Here is a 16,447-nt window from a genome sequence, read left to right as displayed (position 1 = left end):
GTTGACGTAAGGTCGCCTGACTTTTGTACAGGTTGCCAAGGATTCCTGACGATTTACGATGGGGATGTTCGGGCGTGTGATGTTTGCCCGAAGGTAAAGGACGTTCGGGCCAAATTGCTTGATCGAAAGTATATGAGTATGAGACCAAAAAAGCGTTCTTTGACCTTGAACGGTCATAGAACGAGTGTGTCGCTGGAAGATGAATTCTGGGCGGCCTTTAAAAAAATTGCGGACGAGCAGAATACTCCGTTAAACGCCCTAGCGGCACAGATAGACAAAGAGCGTGGCATTGACCTCGGGCTTGCCTCGGCGATCCGGCTATACATCCTGAAATATTATCAGGACAAGCTGAAGAGCTAGGCGTTTTTGCGGGGCGTGACCTTTAACCAAATACCATTTTTGGCGCGCACTGTGAGATGCGCAACGGGTATTGGTTTTGGTCCATCGGCCGCGCTAAAGGAAAAAGCGCGGAGGAGATGGGCAAGGATCATCGGCCCTTCAGCCATCGCAAACCCCGCGCCTGGACAGACACGCGCGCCCTTTGAAAACGGAAGATAGGCCTTGCGCAGCGCGGCCTTGCCTTCAGGTGTTTTGAAGCGGTCCGGATCAAAACAATCTGGGTTATCCCACATGCCAGTGTGTCGCTGCATATGCCACGGCGAGATCACAACCTGTGCGCCCTTCTCAACATTCCTTCCGCGAAACTGGTGCGGACATTGCGCCTCTCGCACCATCATTGGAACCGGTGGATAGAGACGCAACGCCTCTTGAAACACATCGCGCGTTAGCCGCAACTTCCCGAGTTTAGATAAGCTAACCGAACCTTGCCCAACCTGCGCGTCGATCTCGTCTTGAACACGGCGCTGCATGTCTTGATCGACCGCCAACAGATACATGGCCCAAGCGAGCGCAGAGGCGCTTGTTTCATGCCCTGCGAGGAAGAAAATCGCCACCTGATCGACCATTTCTGCGGGTGAAAAGCAGTTGCCGGTTTGAGGATCCTTTGTTGTCATGATCTTCGTCGCTAGGTCGTCTGGTGCGTCGCCGCGCTCAATGGCTTTGGCGCGCTCCATCACCAGCTCAGTGATAAGCCCGCGCAAGGCACGCGCACGCTTAATTGTCGCGCGCCTGTGAAACCGTGGGACCCAACGTGGAATCGGCAAGAACGCAGCCAGATTGAGGATCGGTTGTGTGCGCTGGAACCCCTGAAACTGCACAAACACTTCGGACGCGGTGTGATGGGTAATCGGAATGGAAAACAAAGTCCGGAAAATGATATCGGCAGCGGTAAAGCTTGCTTCCTGCTCAAACTCTACCGGATCATCCCCCGCCCTCATCGCGAGCCGCTCCACCATAGCCGCGCTTGCCGCCTCCATCGCCGGAAGCACTTCGCGCAGTCTCCCCCCTTCAAACGCCGGATTGATTATACGGCGCTGCCGCTCCCACTCCGCACCATTGGTCAGGAACACAGAGTTTCCGAGCAGAGGTTCCAGCCCCTCTCGGATACGGTTCGACTTGGGAAATTCACTCGGGCGTTCCTTCAGGACAAAATCCACAAGTTCTGGCTGGTTTACGAGAAACGAGCGAAAGAACGGCGTTTTGAACTCGGCCATCTTGGCGCCATAGAGCTTTTCCGGCTGGGCAGAGAGGATATCTTTGCGAAACGCCCGCAAATAGGCGAAAAGACTGGATTTTTCGGGTCGTGAGGGAGGTTTAGGAGGTGTGAAACTCATGTGTCTGTATAAGGCGATGCCTCAACATCTATCCTTGATTTTGATGGGGCTCGCCCGCGAAAGCGTTCGGCCAAGGTGAGCGGGCCAGCCGTAATCTGGAAGTAGTCATAGTCGTTGGGGCGCTCAAACGCACAGAGATATTGAAAATGCAGGCGAAAATAGCGCCGTTTGAGCTTCTGCCACATCTCGGGGCTTAGAGTTTGAGAAAATGCCGCAGAGATTACGAGCGGCCATTTCTTGTTGCGCGGCGCGACACCAGACACAGCAACAGGATCGCAGAGCGCGAAGGAACACCCATCCGCCGGCGCAGACACATCAACCCAGCACAAATCATCACGCGTTGACAAGAACGCCAAATCGCCACGTAGTCGACGCGCCTCGGGTAAGAAAGACATCATAGGAATGGCTTGCCCGAGCGTGAGCAGCGCCAACGCAGGCCCCTGTGGCGAAGGTGGCGCCTTGCGGATCAAATCAGCAAGGATCGATACAGCCAAATGCGCGCCGGAAGAGTGACCAACAACGAGAACCTCGTCGTAATCCTGTTCCATCGCATCTGCTATTCTGTGTCGAAACGCTTTGATAACTGCCTCATCCGCATCCGAATACGCTCCGCGCAGTTGGACCGCATGCGCGTAGTCATGCATCAGGTAATAAGCGTAGATCTTGCTATCGATCGAGCGAAACCACCTGAGGATCATCACGAATACAAGCGGGAAAATCACCCAACCGACGTTGGGATAAATCGCCCAAGACACTGCCCCCGCCGCTACACGCGCAACGAGGAACGCGGCCAAGAGTTGCAAGAGCAGCATCAAAACAGGGTAAAATGCCGCGATAATTGGCCCCTTGCGCAACATCATCAGGCTGCGCAATGTTCCGGTTCTCGTATAAATCCACGCCGTTCGAACAAGCTGCCAATAGGTCGACAGAACGCCGCGCGACATGGATTTCTTGACGATGTCCGTCCATGGCAAAACGGTTACATCTGCTTGGACGGGAGTGCCGTCAATTTGCGAAAGTACCTGCCAGCCAAAATCATCCTCGCCGATGATCGGGCGGCCGAAGGTTATGTCGTATTCCGAAATTTCGCTCTGTCGAATTGCCTCTGTGCGATACAACTCACGATACCGCCGAGGCGGATGCGGATCATATCCGGGAATGTAAAATACCTTGCGCTTACTCACCGATCCCGGTGTTTTCTGCCTAAGCTCTTGCCCCACCACGTCAATTTGCCCGTTCTTGCCCTCGATAAACCACAGCCTAGCGCAATTATCTGAATGAAATAAGTACAAAATCAGCGGCGGCTAAGAGCAATGGACAAACCGCAAGGCGCGCCATAGGTTCTGTGCATGATCTATGACGAAGACATTGATGCGCTTGGCCTTCTGTGCCCGCTACCTGTTTTGAAAGCCCGCAAGAAACTTGGCACAATGCAAGCTGGAGCGGTTCTCGCCGTGATCGCAGATGATCCCGCCGCAGAGATCGACGTGCCGCATTTCTGTGCTGAAAACGGACACGAGTTTCTAGGTCAGGAAACCGCAGAAGGCCTTGGAAATGGTCGTGCAGCGACGCGGTACTTCATCCGCCGAAAATAGAAATTCAACGCTACAAATGCCAACGCCGAGTCCAAGACTCGGCGTTGCTTCGATTTTCTAATGTGCCACTAAGAGCTACTTCCCAAGCGACCACCAGCCCTTTTTCTTGGGCTTCTCTTTAACTTCAGGCGCGGCAGCTACAGGCTCTGGCTCCGGCTTTGCCACTGGCGCGGCTTCCGGTTCAGGCGTTGCAACCGCAATTGCGGCCTCTTCCTTAGCAGGCTCTGCGGCCACTGCAGGGGCCTCTTCCGCAGGTTTGGCCTTTGGCTTGCGGCTTCGTGTCTTCTTGGCGGGAGCTTCCTCGGCCGCCGCTTCTGTTGAAGCGTCTTCTTTTGCCTTTTTACGCGGTGCGCGTTTGCGTGCTGGCTTAGCCGGCGCCTCTTCAGACGCTGCTTCTGGCGCATCCGTAGAAACAGTTGCGTCACCTTGATCAGCAGCTTCTGCAGCTTCCTTTTTCTTGGAAGTGCGGCGACGCGCTGGTTTCTTCGCTGGCTTCTCTTCTTCAGCGGACTCTGCTTTAGCGTCTTCGCCCTCTGTGGAAGCCACCTCTTTTACCTCAGCGTCAGAGGCTTTCTTACGTGGAGCGCGGCGGCGTTTCTTAGGCGCCTCCTCTGTCTTTGCTTCAGAAGAGTCTGCCGCTTCCGCCGGTTTTGCTTCAGCGTCCGCTTTCTCCTCGTTCTGAGCCTCTGTCGGCTTGTCATCAGAGGTTTGCGTATCTGTCGCGTTTTCGTTGTTGGCGTTTTCAGCGTCAGCATTGTTATTGCCTCCGCCACCACGACGACGGCGACGACGACGACGGCGCTTCTTGGGCTGCTGCTCTTCCTCGGACCGCGCGGAATTCTCACCGTTCTGATCGTTGGATTGGCCGTTTTCGCTCTCGATATCCTCGTCAACGCCATCCATCAGGGATGCATCAACTGATACAACTGGCGCAGCGGTTTCGCGAAGGTTCCGCGTCGCTGTTTTGAACCGCTCAATCGAGAAATCAGGGCTAACAAGGAACGGATCAGCTTCAATCCGCACCGAAAGGCCGTAACGCGCTTCGATCTGGGCGATGTGTTCACGCTTGGTGTTCACGAGGAAGTTCATAATGCCAACCGGCACCTTCAACAGAACCTCGCGCGAACGGCGGCGCACACCCTCTTCTTCAAGCTGGCGAAGGATGGACAGCGCAAGGTTGTCATCAGAACGGATCAAGCCCGTGCCGTGACAATGGTGACATGGCTGTGTTGTAGCTTCGATCATACCAGGGCGCAGGCGCTGGCGCGACATTTCCATCAAGCCAAATCCAGAGATGCGACCAACCTGAATTCGGGCGCGATCGGTCTTGAGCTTTTCCTTCATCCGCTTTTCAACGGCGGCGTTGTTGCGGCGGTCTTCCATGTCGATGAAGTCAATCACGATCAGACCGGCCAAATCACGCAGACGCAACTGACGAGCCACCTCATCGGCGGCCTCAAGGTTTGTTTTGACGGCCGTGTCTTCGATCGAACCTTCTTTGGTGGCGCGACCGGAGTTCACGTCAATGGCCACAAGCGCCTCAGTCACACCAATCACGATGTAACCACCTGATTTAAGCTGCACCGTCGGGTTAAACATTCCCGCCAGATAGCTCTCGACCTGATAGCGCGCAAACAGCGGCAAAGGATCAGTATAGCGTTTCACATTTTTGGCGTGGGACGGCATGATCATTTTCATGAAGTCCTTGGCCACGCGATAGCCAGCTTCGCCCTCTACCGCGACTTCGTCGATATCACGGTTATAAAGATCGCGGATCGACCGTTTGATCAGATCGCCCTCTTCATAGATTTTCGCAGGTGCGATGGATTTCAGGGTCAGGGCGCGGATCTGCTCCCAAAGGCGCTGAAGGTATTCATAGTCGCGCTTGATCTCGGGCTTGGTCCGCTCGGCCCCAGCCGTACGCACAATAAGGCCCGCGCCTTCTGGCACGTCGATCTCTTGCGCGATCTGCTTGAGTTTCTTGCGGTCGGCCACGTTGGTGATCTTGCGTGAAATGCCGCCACCGCGCGCAGTGTTTGGCATCAGAACACAGTACCGGCCTGCGAGCGAAAGATATGTGGTCAGCGCCGCGCCTTTGTTGCCGCGCTCTTCTTTTACAACCTGTACCAAAAGGATTTGGCGAACCTTGATCACCTCTTGGATTTTATATTTGCGTGGACGACGCTTGCGTGGCACGCGGATTTCTTCAGTGACATCCTCGTCCGCAACCGACTCGATCTGGTCGTCTTTTTCAGTTGCGTCTAGCGGCGCATCATCATCGTCGTCATCGTTGTCGTCAGTGTCATCTTCAGAAGCATCTTCGCCTGCGTCATCAGATTTCGCGTTTGCTTTCGAAGCATCCTCAACAGGTGTCTCGGCGTCTTTGGTTGCTTCTGTTTTCTCGTCAGCAGCAGCGTCTGCAGTGCTCTCGTCTTGCGCACCCTTAGCTGTCTCTGCTTCGCCTTCGGTTGCAGCAGGTGTCTCGACCGGTGTTTCGCCGACGAGCTCCATGGGCGAGCTGCCCTCTTCGGACTCGTCAAGGTCAACCACATCCATACCAGACGGACCGGACTTGGATGCAGACGTTTCCTCGACCTCTTTGGTCTCTACAGCGTCGTTGGATTTGTTCTCAGCGGCTTTACCACGGCGACGACGGCGGCGCTTGGGGGCAGGTTTTTCGTCCTCTTCCTCAAGCGATTTCGCATATGCGCGTTCCTCGGCCAACAGCGCTTCGCGGTCAGCAACGGGAATTTGGTAGTAATCCGGATGAATCTCGGAAAACGCGAGGAAACCATGACGGTTTCCGCCATAGTCGATAAAGGCCGCCTGAAGCGACGGCTCAACCCGTGTTACTTTTGCAAGATAGATGTTGCCAGCAAGCTGGCGTCTGTTTTCGGACTCAAAGTCAAATTCCTCAACCTTGGTTCCATCAACCACCACAACGCGAGTTTCCTCTGCGTGGGTGGCGTCGATAAGCATTTTCTTAGCCATGTGATCTCTTTGCACGCTCGCAAGCTGCGCAATCCTGTTTGGGATCCGCGTATTGCAAGGTGTCTGATAAGGGCGAACTGCGTGTCCAGGAGTCGCGGCATGGCTTTAGGGGCGGCGCTTACGCTCGCTCTTGCCTCCAGCCTCTGATCTCCGGCGCGTCTCATCGCGTTTCTTCTCCGATGCTCTCTGCAGCTAGCGACAACGTCGTCCAATTGCGGAGGCACCCGTTCATGCGCCCGGGCCGGCTTGCGGCCTCTCGGGCAAATTAGTGGCCTTTCGGCCTATCGGTCTGCGCCGTCGCCAGAGCCTTGGCTCCGTCCCGCCGGTCGCAGCGAAACTTTCCGTGCGGTACAGCCCAAAATCAGGGCGGCCCACCGTAGCACGATACTAATGGGCTTCTACAGGCAATTACAATGGGGAAAATACCCTACAACACGAAACGGGGGCGAAAGATGGCGGTTAACACCATGTCAAACGCCCCGCAACCCGTCACTTTTCAGTGCTTAGAGGTAATCCGAGCGCGACAGCGCATATTTCGCCATTTTCTCGTTCAATGTCCGTCGCGGCAGGCAAAGCTCGTCCATAACAGAGACGATACTGCCCTTGTGGCGGCGCATTGTGTTGTCGATCAACATACGCTCAAATGCCTCGACATATTCCTTGAGCGGTTTGCCCTCTGTTGTCATTGTCGGCGCAACTTCTTCGTTATCGGCCATCAACAAGCTTGCGATCGTCCCCGTGCCACGACGATTTTGTAACACGGCACGCTCGGCAATATTAATAAGCTGGCGCACGTTACCCGGCCAAGGCGCTTGCAAAAGCTGCGCAGCCTCTTGCGCGCTTACTTCAGGCGCGTCACAGCCGTATTCATCAGCGAATTGCTCTGACAGACGGGTAAACAGCAACAAAATATCTTCGCCACGTTGGCGCAGCGGCGGCAGCGTGATCTTAAGCGCGGCAAGGCGATAAAATAGATCGGGGCGCAGCGCATCTTCACAGGTTTTGCCCTGTTCCTGAAGGTTACAAATCGCAATGATCCGCGTTTCTGCGGGGGTTCCCTGATCATTGATAAAGGTCAGCAGCCGCGCCTGAAGTGCCTGACTTAGAGCTTCGATATCTTCGAGAACGAGCGTTCCGCCGCGTGCATCCTCGACAAGTGGTTGATTGCCGCCATCCTCAATCGGGCCAAACAGGCGTCGCGCAAGCTCTTCTTCTTCATACGCACCGCAGGAGATCAGCTTGAACTTCTTCCCTGCGCGCGCGCCGACAGCGTGCAACGCGTGGGCCACAAGCGTTTTTCCGGTTCCGGTTTCGCCTTCAATCAGAACATGGCCGTCCGCCTGCCCCAGATCGAGAATATCCTCGCGCAGCCGCTCCATGACCGGGCTGGCACCAATCAGCTTTTTCATCACTGCGCCACCATCACCAAGCTCACGACGCAATGCGCGACTGTCGAGTGTCAGGCGACGGGATTGGGTGGCTTTCTTAGCCAATTGGGTCATTTGGTCGGGGTTAAACGGCTTTTCAAGGAAGTCATACGCTCCGACCCGCATCGCCTCCACAGCCATCGGCACATCACCGTGACCCGTAATCATGATGACGGGAAGCCCGCTATCAATGCTCATCAGCTTCTTCAAAAGCGCCATGCCATCCATTCCAGGCATGCGGATGTCGCTCACGACGATACCGGGATAATCCGGCCCAACAACCTTGAGTGCCTCTTCAGCGCTCGCGAATGTTTCCGTGTCAAATCCGGATAACGCCAACCATTGACTGATGGACTGACGCATGTCCTTTTCATCATCCACGATTGCAATTTTCATTGCCTTTGCCATGAGGCCCTCATTCGGCTGCTTCAAACTCTTCGCTTAATATGGGGAGTTGAACTTCAAATACAGCCCCCCCTGCTTCTGCATTTCGTGCGGTCAACCGACCGCCAAAATCATTGACGATGCCGCTGGAAATTGCCAGCCCGAGTCCGACCCCATCGCCGGGGGCCTTGGTGGTATAAAACGGCTCAAATAGCGAGTCGAGATCATCGATCCCGTCGCCATTGTCCCGCAAAGCCAAAACCGCTGTTTCTCCTGCGGTTAGGAGAATATCAACTTTGGGTGATTTTGCCGTTTTGGTTGCGTCGAGCGCGTTGCGGAATAAGTTGATAATCACCTGCTCCAGCCGCATTTGGTCGGCCATGACCCAGACGGGTTCGTTCGGAATTGTACGTGTCACCTCGACCTGCCGGCTCTTGAGTTGCGGCTCCATCATAGCAAGGGCCGAAGACAGCGCGGTGCGAACATCCACGGGCTGAAAACTTTCGCCGCCCTTTCGGGCATAGCTTTTAAGCTGTTTTGTAATCGCGCCCATGCGTTCGATAAGGTCGTCAATCCGCTGAAAACTCGCGGCTGCTTCTTCTGGTCGTTTGCGTTGAAGAAGTAGCTTGGCCCCCGCCAGATAAGTTTTCATGGCGGCAAGCGGTTGGTTCAATTCGTGGCTCACGGCCGCGGACATCTCTCCCAACGCCGCAAGTTTAGAGCTCTGAGCAAGGGTTTGCTCTGCCATATCCAGGTGCTTCTCGGCTTTCTCGCGCTCCGCAATCTCGCTCTGAAGCCGCTGGTTCAGGCGCCGCAATTCTTCGGATTCATTTTGGAAAAACATCGAAGACACGCGCGCACGCCTCGACACGACATAAAAGCCCAGCGCCAGCAGAATGGCAAAGGTCATGATTTCGAGCGCAAGGAACCCGTTCACCCGTTCGCGCACGGATTCATAGGAGGTAAAGCTCGTCATGCGCCACCCTTGGAACGGAATGCGCACATCCTGCCGCATGAAGGAGTCCCCCTGTAGATACGCATCTACAGGCAAGTTGGTCCATTCATTCGCGGAACTGAACGCGCGGGCAATGGCGGTAGACGGCGATTGCGCCGCGAGGGCTTCGCCTTCTTTCAACCCGCGCCACCGCGGTTCGGTCGTCAGGATGATCGTCCCTTCGGAATCGGCCACCATAACCGCGTCGGCAAACCCTTTCCACGCGACCTCGAACTGGCGCAAATCGACTTCGACAACAATCACACCAATGAAATTGCCGTTGAAGGATATCTTCTGCGAATAGGAGAACCGCGAGAGCCCTGCTTCGCTCGTACCGGAAGAAAAGACCGACTTCTCAGAGCGCGTCGCCGCAACAAATGCCGCCGAGGATCGCGCATTCTGACCCAAAAGATTGCGGTCTGTCGCCGCGACGACCCGCCCTTCTGAATCCATTAAGGCGAGCCCCTCAATGCCGATTTCATTGGCATAGGAGATGAGCTGCTGGCTGGATTTCGAGTAATCCCCAGACGTCAGCGCAAGGGCGAGCGCTGGATCACGCGCCAACACCTGTGGCACAACCGCGCTTTGTTGAATTTCAGCGATAATATTACCCGAATAAAGCGCAAGGCGCACTTGCGCGCGGCTGCGCGTGGATTCGGTATAGCGGTCTGTCAAAAGGATATTGGTGGACCAGACAATCGCCACCGCGATTACGATTGCCAAGACCACACCAAGCCGAAGCCACCATGACATACGCATTTCGCCACGGTTGGCCTTCATCCTACGCAATCGCGCCCGTGCCTCGGCACGTGACCTGCGGCCACCCGAGCGCGGCAAGAACCAAGTCTTGCCAAAGGGTTCCCGACCCGAAGAGGTGGACGTGGATTTTTTGTTGGCCATGCCCCAGCTTATGCCGCTAGGGACCTGTGCTCAAGCGCTGGAGATCAGGCGGAAACCATTTCCTCGACGAGCGAGCGGAAAAACGCCTGTCCGTCGGAATTGCCATGCGCATCTTCGAACGCACGCTCAGGATGCGGCATCATACCAAGAACGCGTTTGTTGGCGCTTAGTACACCGGCAATGTCGTCCGCGGAACCGTTCGGGTTTTCGCCATAGGTAAAGGCAACGCGGCCTTCATCCTTGAGCTTCGCCAAAGTGTCCGGGTCGGCGGTATAATTGCCATCATGATGGGCGATTGGAATGTTGATCACCTGCCCCTGCTCATATCCGCGCGTATAGGCGGTTTCGGCATTTTGAACCACAAGCGGAACCGTGCGGCAAATGTACTTCAAACCCGCATTGCGCAGAAGCGCGCCGGGAAGAAGGCCAGTCTCGGTCAGGATTTGAAAACCGTTGCAGACGCCAAAGACGTAACCGCCCTTTTGTCCGAATTCGACAACCGCTTTACAGATCGGGCTTTGCGCTGCAATCGCGCCGCACCGCAGATAGTCACCAAAGGAAAACCCGCCCGGCACACCGATAAAATCAAGACCAGAAGGTAATTCACTGTCCTTGTGCCAAACGCGGGTCACATCCGCGCCGCTGTCGCGCAGCGCCACTTCGAGATCACGATCACAGTTTGATCCAGGGAAAACGATGACGGCGGCTTTCATGGGAATGTCCTTTGCAGAGTCAGGCAGTTGGCGGCCAATAAGGGAAAACGCGTGGGGTTATACAAGTTCGATCGAGTAGCTTTCGATCACTGTATTGGCCAGCAGCTTCTCGCACATGTCTTTCACTGTGTCTTCGGTTGTGCCATCGGCAAGGTCGAGTTCGATGATCTTGCCCTGCCGGACCTTCTCTACGCCTTCAAAACCGAGCGTTCCGAGCGCGCGGCGCACCGCAGCCCCCTGCGGGTCAAGAACACCATTCTTCAACATCACATGCACGCGGGCTTTCATAGCAGTCGGTCCTTAGTTAATCAGAGTAGGTTTTGGAGTATGGGTCACGTTGCTGGGCATGACGCCAAGCCGTTTCGCCACCTCGGTATAAGCATCGGCCAGATCGCCAAGATCCTGCCGGAATACATCTTTATCGAGCTTGCGTCCGGTTTCGATATCCCAGAGACGGCAACTATCAGGGCTAATCTCATCGGCAACGATCAGGCGTGGGAAGTCACCTTCGTAAATACGACCAATCTCGATCTTGAAATCTACGAGTTTGATGCCAACCCCATAAAGAACACCAGATAGGTAGTCATTCACGCGCAGAGCCAGCGAAATAATATCGTCAAGGTCCTGCTGGCTCGCCCATCCGAAGGCGATGATATATTCTTCGGGAACCATCGGATCCCCTAGAGCGTCGTCCTTATAGGAAAACTCTACAATCGGGCGCGGCATCGGGGTGCCTTCTTCGACGCCCATTCGCTTGGAGAAAGATCCGGCGGCAAAGTTGCGCACAATCACTTCGAGCGGAACAATTTCGACGCTCTTGATCAACTGCTCTCGCATATTGAGGCGTTTGATGAAGTGAGTCGGCACGCCAATATTGGCCAGGCCCGTCATGAAAAACTCGCTCAAGCGGTTGTTCAACACGCCTTTGCCGTCAATTACATCGCGCTTTTCGGCGTTGAATGCGGTGGCATCATCCTTGAAATACTGCACCAACGTGCCTGGTTCCGGCCCCTCAAAGAGTGTTTTTGCCTTACCTTCATAGATCTTTTTACGACGTGCCATCTGGTCTCCGATCTTCGGATGCTGTGGATAGACGCAGACCCCGAGTCCACATCACTTGCGCGCCCTATAAGGCATGGACCGTTTTGCCGCAAGCATCACCATCACTCTTGCAGGTCGGTGCGCGAAGTTACATATTGAGAATGAACACCACTTACACCTCTGAGGACCAGACATGACGACATTTGACGATCGCGAAAACGCATTCGAAGCCAAGTTTGCGCATGACGCGGATATGCAGTTCAAAGCAGACGCCCGCCGCAACAAGCTTATCGGCCTCTGGGCTGCTGAGTTGCTCGGAAAAACCGGTGAGGCTGCAGAAGCTTACGCCAAAGAGGTCGTTAAAGCCGATTTCGAAGAAGCTGGTCACGAGGACGTCGTGCGCAAGCTGGTTGCAGACCTTGAAGGCAAGGCCGACGAAGCCACCATCCGCGCACAGATGGAAGATTCGATGAAAGAGGCCAAAGCGCAGATCGCCGAAGAGCACTAATCCGCGCGAGAAAAACCTTATCAAAACGCGTCAGCCTTACCGCTGGCGCGTTTTTTGTTTCTGAATGCTCAATGTTAGCACCCCAAGTCGCACCGCAATTGAGCCAGTTTCACAATCATTATGACCATTATGAATTTGCACCTGCCGACTAAAACTGGCATCTGGTGCGCAAACGCCCTTGTTTATGGGGCCACTTCTGTATTTTGAAAGGCGAAACCAATGACCAACGCGCTGCAAGCCATGCTTTCGGAGAGGGATTGGATTCTCGCTGATGGGGCAACCGGAACCAACCTCTTTAATATGGGGCTGTCATCTGGTGATGCACCAGAGCTTTGGAACGTCGAAGAGCCAGAGAAAATCAAGGCGCTCTATAGCGGCGCTGTTGATGCTGGCAGCGATCTGTTCCTAACCAACACATTCGGCGGCAACGCCAGCCGCCTCAAGCTGCATGACGCCCAAAACCGCGTTCGCGAGTTGAACATTGCCGCGGCACACCTCGCCCGCGACATCGCAGACGCAGAGGATCGCCCAGTGATCGTCGCTGGTTCTGTTGGGCCTACTGGCGAAATCATGGAGCCGATGGGAAGCCTCACACACGCGATTGCGGTTGAGATGTTCCACGAGCAAGCCGCCGCTCTTAAAGAGGGTGGCGTTGATGTGGTTTGGGTTGAAACCATTTCCGCCGCCGAAGAATTCCTTGCCGCTGCTGAGGCTTTCAAACTCGCAGATATCGACTGGTGCGGTACCATGAGCTTTGACACAGCTGGACGTACGATGATGGGGCTAACCTCGTCTGATCTGGTTGATCTCGTTGCCAAGATCGAAAACCAGCCGCTCGCCTTTGGCGCAAACTGCGGTGTTGGTGCGAGTGACTTGCTGCGCACGGTCCAAGGTTTCTCGGCTCGCGGTCCCGTTGTTCCGCTTATCTCTAAAGGCAACGCGGGCATCCCGAAATTCCACGACGGCCACATTCACTATGACGGCACGCCCGAGTTGATGGCTGACTATGCCTGCCTTGCTCGTGACAGCGGCGCGACAATCATCGGCGGCTGCTGCGGCACCACGCCTGAGCATTTGAAAGCGATGCGCGAGGCGCTGGAAACGCGCGAGAAAGGCCCCCGCCCCTCGCTCGAAACAATTACAGAGCGCCTCGGCGGTTTCTCTTCTGCGGGCGACGGCACCGGCGAAGACGCAGCCAAACCAGAGCGCACACGCCGCCGCCGCCGCGGTTAAGTAAATCGTATCTTCCGGCAGGCAAACTGGCGGAAACGACATAATTTCGGGGCTTTGCCCCCAACGGGGTCGGAATTTCCGCTGCTTTGGTCGTAAATCACCAAACACACCCGCAGCGCTCCGACCAAGAATAACAGGACCACCCCGCGCGCCCGCGCCTTTTTGATAGGGACAGACCATGGCTGACGACGAAGACATCATCCTGAGCGAACTTTCCGACGATGAACTCGTGCTGCAGATGCAGGACGATCTCTATGACGGAATGAAAGAGGAAATCGAAGAAGCCGTTGAAATCCTTTTGGAACGTGGCTGGGCTCCTTATGACATTCTAACCAAGGCTCTGGTTGCGGGGATGACAATCGTGGGACACGACTTCCGCGATGGTATTCTCTTTGTACCTGAAGTTTTGCTTGCAGCAGGCGCAATGAAGGGTGGCATGGCAATCCTGAAACCGCTTCTGGCCGAAACCGGGGCGCCGCGTATGGGCAAGATGGTAATCGGTACAGTCAAAGGCGACATTCACGACATCGGCAAAAACCTCGTCGGCATGATGATGGAAGGCGCTGGCTTTGAGATAATCGACCTCGGCATCAACAACCCTGTTGAAGACTACCTTGATGCGCTTAAACGTGAAGACGCGGATATCCTTGGAATGTCCGCCCTGCTTACCACAACCATGCCCTATATGAAGGTCGTGATTGATACGATGGTTCAGGAAGGCATCCGCAACGACTACATCGTACTTGTTGGTGGCGCACCGCTTAACGAAGAGTTCGGCAAAGCGATCGGTGCAGATGCATATTGTCGTGACGCGGCAGTTGCTGTGGAAACGGCCAAGGAACTCGTAGCTCGGCGGCACAACCAGCTTTAAGGCAAAGCAGAGACAACCTTGTTTCGGCACCTTCAGGGCTAAAAATTAGATGCGGCGCTCCATATATCATTGAAAGACCACAGGTTTCGCAAAGATTGGAGTGCCCATGCCGCGCAATAAGTTCATTCTTCTACTGAGTGCCGTTTTCGCTGCGGCCGCAGGGACCGTATTTATCGGCAGTTTCCTTGCCGATAGCATCTCTGCACCGTGGGTTGGCATGTTGATCGGCCCTCTGATGCTATTGGCCTATGTCGCGGTTCGCGTTGTCAGAGCCCGTTTTGAAGCTGACCAAACCGACACGTAACTCCAACTCGCTCTCAGGGGCTTCACATGTCTACCGGCGATCAACCGATAAACGACCAAACGCTAACCGACCAAGAGATCGCGCCGGTGAAGTCCGGTTCTACCCTTTTGATCGCCTGCGGCGCGCTTGCACATGAAATTTTGGCCCTCAAAGAGCTGAATGGTTGGGATCACCTCGCCCTGCGTTGCCTTCCGGCAAAGCTGCATCTGTTCCCCGAGAAGATCACCTCCGAGGTGGCCCGTGTTGTCAACGAAGAGCGCGAAAATTTCAACAGTATCTTTGTCGTCTATGCAGATTGCGGCACGGGCGGACAGCTTGCCGCTTATTGCGCAGAACAAGGCATCGAGATGGTACGCGGCTCGCATTGCTATGCGTTTTATGAGGGTGTCGATGCTTTCGCTGCCCACGACGATGAAATCACCGCCTTTTACCTAACCGACTTTCTGGTTCGGCAGTTTGATGCCTTTGTCATTAAACCCATGGGCCTTGATCGTCATCCCCAGCTTCGAGATGCCTATTTTGGCAACTACACCAAACTTGTGTACCAAGCCCAAACAGACAACCCCGCACTCACAGAAAAAGCGCGCGCCTGTGCAGAGCGGCTTGGCCTTGCGTTTGAACGGCGGCTTACGGGCTATGGCGATCTTAAACGCGAGCTATCGCGCGCCTAACGCTGCAAACTAAAGCGTCTCTTGTGCAATTCGACGGATACGCTCGACCATAGACCGCACACCGTTGGAGCGCTGCGAAGATAGATGCTCATCAAGTCCCAGACGACCAAGCTCAGCGCCCGCATCAACCTCAAGCACTTCACGGACCGTCAGGCCAGAATATAGCGCATGCAAAACGGCAACGAGGCCACGCACGATCATTGCGTCGCTTTCACCGCGAAAATCGAAAATCGCATCTGCGCCCTGCCCTTTTACCGCAGGCATCAACCACACTTGCGACGCACAACCGTCCACTTTGGTGGCAGGAACGCGGAATTCTTCCTCAAGCGCATCCAACTCCTGCCCCAACTCAATCACGTGCCGATAGCGGTCTTCCCAATCGTCCAGGAACTCAAACGTTTCCGCAATTTCCTCAAATGCCTGACTTGCCATTGTCTGCTCCGTCGCTAATTCGTGCCAACAGTTAGGCGTCAGAACGCTAAAGGTCCAGAGGCGGTTTGACGCTTTTCCATTCGCGGCCTTTTCAAAATGCCCAGAGTGCGCTACGCCTTTCACATATTGATGAGTTTTCAGTCGCGTAAGGAATACCCGCCATGAAGAACCAAACTCTGGCCCTTGCAACATGTGCGCTTTTTCTGGCGGGATGCAGCAGCGTTTCGGATTCCAATTACAATCCGCTTAACTGGTTTGATGGCGATAGCTCGGACCAGCAGCTCGAGCCCGAAGAAGGCTATGTAACGGTTACGGATCCGCGAAACCTGATTGCCGATGTGCGAGAATTGAGGATTGAACCGACACAGGGCGGCGTTGTCGTCGCTGCTATGGGTATGCCACCAACCCAAGGGTATTATCGCGCCGATCTTATCTCGCCGACCAATAACATTCCGGAAAACGGAACTCTCACACTCGAATTTCGTGCCGCGAAACCGCCGACACAACAGCCCGTTTCAACAGAGCTCTCTCGCGAGGTTTGGGTTGCCTATTTCCTATCGAACATAGAGCTTCGGAATATTCGCCAAATTCGCGTGGTCGGCGCAAACAACAGCCGCACTAAAAGCAAACGCTAATTTAATCGGCAACGG

At 55.0% G+C, this 16,447-nt stretch carries 17 protein-coding genes; 8 read left to right on the top strand and 9 right to left on the bottom strand.

Translation table 11 applies throughout. From position 1 onward, the window contains the following. Nucleotides 1-132: 132 nt before the first annotated feature. The gene (locus tag OU789_RS05585) at nt 133-360 is read left to right on the top strand and encodes a ribbon-helix-helix domain-containing protein (protein ID WP_274653981.1); all 228 of its coding nucleotides are present in this window, start codon (nt 133-135) and stop codon (nt 358-360) included. On the opposite strand, the gene OU789_RS05580 is transcribed toward OU789_RS05585, so the two are convergent. Continuing rightward, nucleotides 357-1,733, bottom strand: a complete 1,377-nt coding sequence (locus OU789_RS05580; protein ID WP_274653979.1) for a cytochrome P450 — start codon at nt 1,731-1,733, stop codon at nt 357-359. The two genes, OU789_RS05585 and OU789_RS05580, sit on opposite strands and share 4 nt — an antisense overlap. Next, entirely contained in the window at nt 1,730-2,917 is a 1,188-nt protein-coding gene (locus OU789_RS05575; protein WP_274653977.1) for a hypothetical protein, read from the bottom strand. Before OU789_RS05575 ends, OU789_RS05580 begins: the two co-directional genes overlap by 4 nt. 165 nt (nt 2,918-3,082) lie before the next feature. Between OU789_RS05575 and OU789_RS05570 the strand changes: the two genes are divergently transcribed. After that, nucleotides 3,083-3,328, top strand: a complete 246-nt coding sequence (locus tag OU789_RS05570; protein ID WP_274653975.1) for a sulfurtransferase TusA family protein — start codon at nt 3,083-3,085, stop codon at nt 3,326-3,328. A 75-nt stretch (nt 3,329-3,403) separates the two neighbouring features. Here OU789_RS05570 and OU789_RS05565 read toward each other — a convergent pair whose 3' ends face one another. The 6 genes from OU789_RS05565 to purC all read right to left on the bottom strand — a co-directional run bounded on the left by OU789_RS05565 (nt 3,404) and on the right by purC (nt 11,799). After that, nucleotides 3,404-6,319 carry an Rne/Rng family ribonuclease gene (locus OU789_RS05565; RefSeq protein WP_274653973.1) on the bottom strand — a complete coding sequence of 972 codons (2,916 nt, stop codon included), beginning with the start codon at nt 6,317-6,319 and terminating at the stop codon, nt 3,404-3,406. Nucleotides 6,320-6,822: 503 nt separating this feature from the next. Then, entirely contained in the window at nt 6,823-8,154 is a 1,332-nt protein-coding gene (locus OU789_RS05560) for a sigma-54-dependent transcriptional regulator (protein ID WP_263953442.1), read from the bottom strand. A 7-nt stretch (nt 8,155-8,161) separates the two neighbouring features. Further along, nucleotides 8,162-9,904: a sensor histidine kinase gene (locus tag OU789_RS05555; protein ID WP_394358506.1), complete on the bottom strand. Its 1,743-nt coding sequence runs from the start codon at nt 9,902-9,904 to the stop codon at nt 8,162-8,164. Nucleotides 9,905-10,068: 164 nt separating this feature from the next. Next, the gene (gene purQ, locus OU789_RS05550) at nt 10,069-10,737 is read right to left on the bottom strand and encodes a phosphoribosylformylglycinamidine synthase subunit PurQ (protein ID WP_263953443.1); all 669 of its coding nucleotides are present in this window, start codon (nt 10,735-10,737) and stop codon (nt 10,069-10,071) included. A 57-nt stretch (nt 10,738-10,794) separates the two neighbouring features. Next, nucleotides 10,795-11,025 (bottom strand): phosphoribosylformylglycinamidine synthase subunit PurS, encoded by a 231-nt coding sequence (gene purS, locus OU789_RS05545; RefSeq protein WP_263953444.1) that lies wholly within the window; start codon nt 11,023-11,025, stop codon nt 10,795-10,797. A gap of 12 nt (nt 11,026-11,037) precedes the next feature. Then, the gene (gene purC, locus OU789_RS05540; protein ID WP_263953445.1) at nt 11,038-11,799 is read right to left on the bottom strand and encodes a phosphoribosylaminoimidazolesuccinocarboxamide synthase; all 762 of its coding nucleotides are present in this window, start codon (nt 11,797-11,799) and stop codon (nt 11,038-11,040) included. 172 nt (nt 11,800-11,971) lie between these two features. Between purC and OU789_RS05535 the strand changes: the two genes are divergently transcribed. The 5 genes from OU789_RS05535 (at nt 11,972) to OU789_RS05515 (ending at nt 15,365) form a co-directional block, all read left to right on the top strand. Next, entirely contained in the window at nt 11,972-12,286 is a 315-nt protein-coding gene (locus tag OU789_RS05535) for a DUF1476 domain-containing protein (protein WP_263953446.1), read from the top strand. Nucleotides 12,287-12,505: 219 nt separating this feature from the next. Then, nucleotides 12,506-13,519 (top strand): betaine--homocysteine S-methyltransferase, encoded by a 1,014-nt coding sequence (gene bmt, locus OU789_RS05530; RefSeq protein ID WP_263953447.1) that lies wholly within the window; start codon nt 12,506-12,508, stop codon nt 13,517-13,519. A 178-nt stretch (nt 13,520-13,697) separates the two neighbouring features. After that, nucleotides 13,698-14,390, top strand: a complete 693-nt coding sequence (locus OU789_RS05525; RefSeq protein WP_274653971.1) for a corrinoid protein — start codon at nt 13,698-13,700, stop codon at nt 14,388-14,390. Nucleotides 14,391-14,496: 106 nt separating this feature from the next. Then, nucleotides 14,497-14,694 (top strand): hypothetical protein, encoded by a 198-nt coding sequence (locus OU789_RS05520; protein WP_274653970.1) that lies wholly within the window; start codon nt 14,497-14,499, stop codon nt 14,692-14,694. 26 nt (nt 14,695-14,720) lie between these two features. Continuing rightward, nucleotides 14,721-15,365, top strand: coding sequence for a DUF1638 domain-containing protein (locus OU789_RS05515; protein WP_274653968.1), 645 nt, complete (start codon nt 14,721-14,723; stop codon nt 15,363-15,365). A gap of 9 nt (nt 15,366-15,374) precedes the next feature. Here the strand turns inward: OU789_RS05515 and OU789_RS05510 are convergent, their stop codons facing one another. Beyond that, nucleotides 15,375-15,797 (bottom strand): SufE family protein, encoded by a 423-nt coding sequence (locus OU789_RS05510; RefSeq protein ID WP_274653966.1) that lies wholly within the window; start codon nt 15,795-15,797, stop codon nt 15,375-15,377. Between the two features lie 161 nt (nt 15,798-15,958). Here OU789_RS05510 and OU789_RS05505 point away from each other — a divergent pair, with 161 nt between their 5' ends. Next, nucleotides 15,959-16,432 (top strand): hypothetical protein, encoded by a 474-nt coding sequence (locus OU789_RS05505; RefSeq protein ID WP_274653964.1) that lies wholly within the window; start codon nt 15,959-15,961, stop codon nt 16,430-16,432. The last annotated feature ends 15 nt before the right edge of the window (nt 16,433-16,447 follow it).

Origin of the sequence: Halocynthiibacter sp. C4, assembly GCF_028823805.1 — a bacterium.
In the GTDB taxonomy this organism is placed as follows: domain Bacteria; phylum Pseudomonadota; class Alphaproteobacteria; order Rhodobacterales; family Rhodobacteraceae; genus Falsihalocynthiibacter; species Falsihalocynthiibacter halioticoli.
Note: the sequence above shows the minus strand (reverse complement) of the source record. Positions and strands in the feature narration are given on the sequence as shown.

Bases quoted from the DNA above. Each gene is read 5' to 3' on its own strand.
- OU789_RS05570 (WP_274653975.1), top strand. From the start codon at position 3,083: ATGATCTATGACGAAGACATTGATGCGCTTGGCCTTCTGTGCCCGCTA.
- OU789_RS05535 (WP_263953446.1), top strand. From the start codon at position 11,972: ATGACGACATTTGACGATCGCGAAAACGCATTCGAAGCCAAGTTTGCG.
- purC (WP_263953445.1), bottom strand. From the start codon at position 11,799: ATGGCACGTCGTAAAAAGATCTATGAAGGTAAGGCAAAAACACTCTTT.
- OU789_RS05560 (WP_263953442.1), bottom strand. From the start codon at position 8,154: ATGGCAAAGGCAATGAAAATTGCAATCGTGGATGATGAAAAGGACATG.
- OU789_RS05580 (WP_274653979.1), bottom strand. From the start codon at position 1,733: ATGAGTTTCACACCTCCTAAACCTCCCTCACGACCCGAAAAATCCAGT.
- OU789_RS05555 (WP_394358506.1), bottom strand. From the start codon at position 9,904: ATGAAGGCCAACCGTGGCGAAATGCGTATGTCATGGTGGCTTCGGCTT.
- OU789_RS05525 (WP_274653971.1), top strand. From the start codon at position 13,698: ATGGCTGACGACGAAGACATCATCCTGAGCGAACTTTCCGACGATGAA.
- OU789_RS05515 (WP_274653968.1), top strand. From the start codon at position 14,721: ATGTCTACCGGCGATCAACCGATAAACGACCAAACGCTAACCGACCAA.
- purQ (WP_263953443.1), bottom strand. From the start codon at position 10,737: ATGAAAGCCGCCGTCATCGTTTTCCCTGGATCAAACTGTGATCGTGAT.
- OU789_RS05520 (WP_274653970.1), top strand. From the start codon at position 14,497: ATGCCGCGCAATAAGTTCATTCTTCTACTGAGTGCCGTTTTCGCTGCG.
- OU789_RS05505 (WP_274653964.1), top strand. From the start codon at position 15,959: ATGAAGAACCAAACTCTGGCCCTTGCAACATGTGCGCTTTTTCTGGCG.
- purS (WP_263953444.1), bottom strand. From the start codon at position 11,025: ATGAAAGCCCGCGTGCATGTGATGTTGAAGAATGGTGTTCTTGACCCG.
- bmt (WP_263953447.1), top strand. From the start codon at position 12,506: ATGACCAACGCGCTGCAAGCCATGCTTTCGGAGAGGGATTGGATTCTC.
- OU789_RS05585 (WP_274653981.1), top strand. From the start codon at position 133: ATGAGTATGAGACCAAAAAAGCGTTCTTTGACCTTGAACGGTCATAGA.
- OU789_RS05565 (WP_274653973.1), bottom strand. From the start codon at position 6,319: ATGGCTAAGAAAATGCTTATCGACGCCACCCACGCAGAGGAAACTCGC.
- OU789_RS05510 (WP_274653966.1), bottom strand. From the start codon at position 15,797: ATGGCAAGTCAGGCATTTGAGGAAATTGCGGAAACGTTTGAGTTCCTG.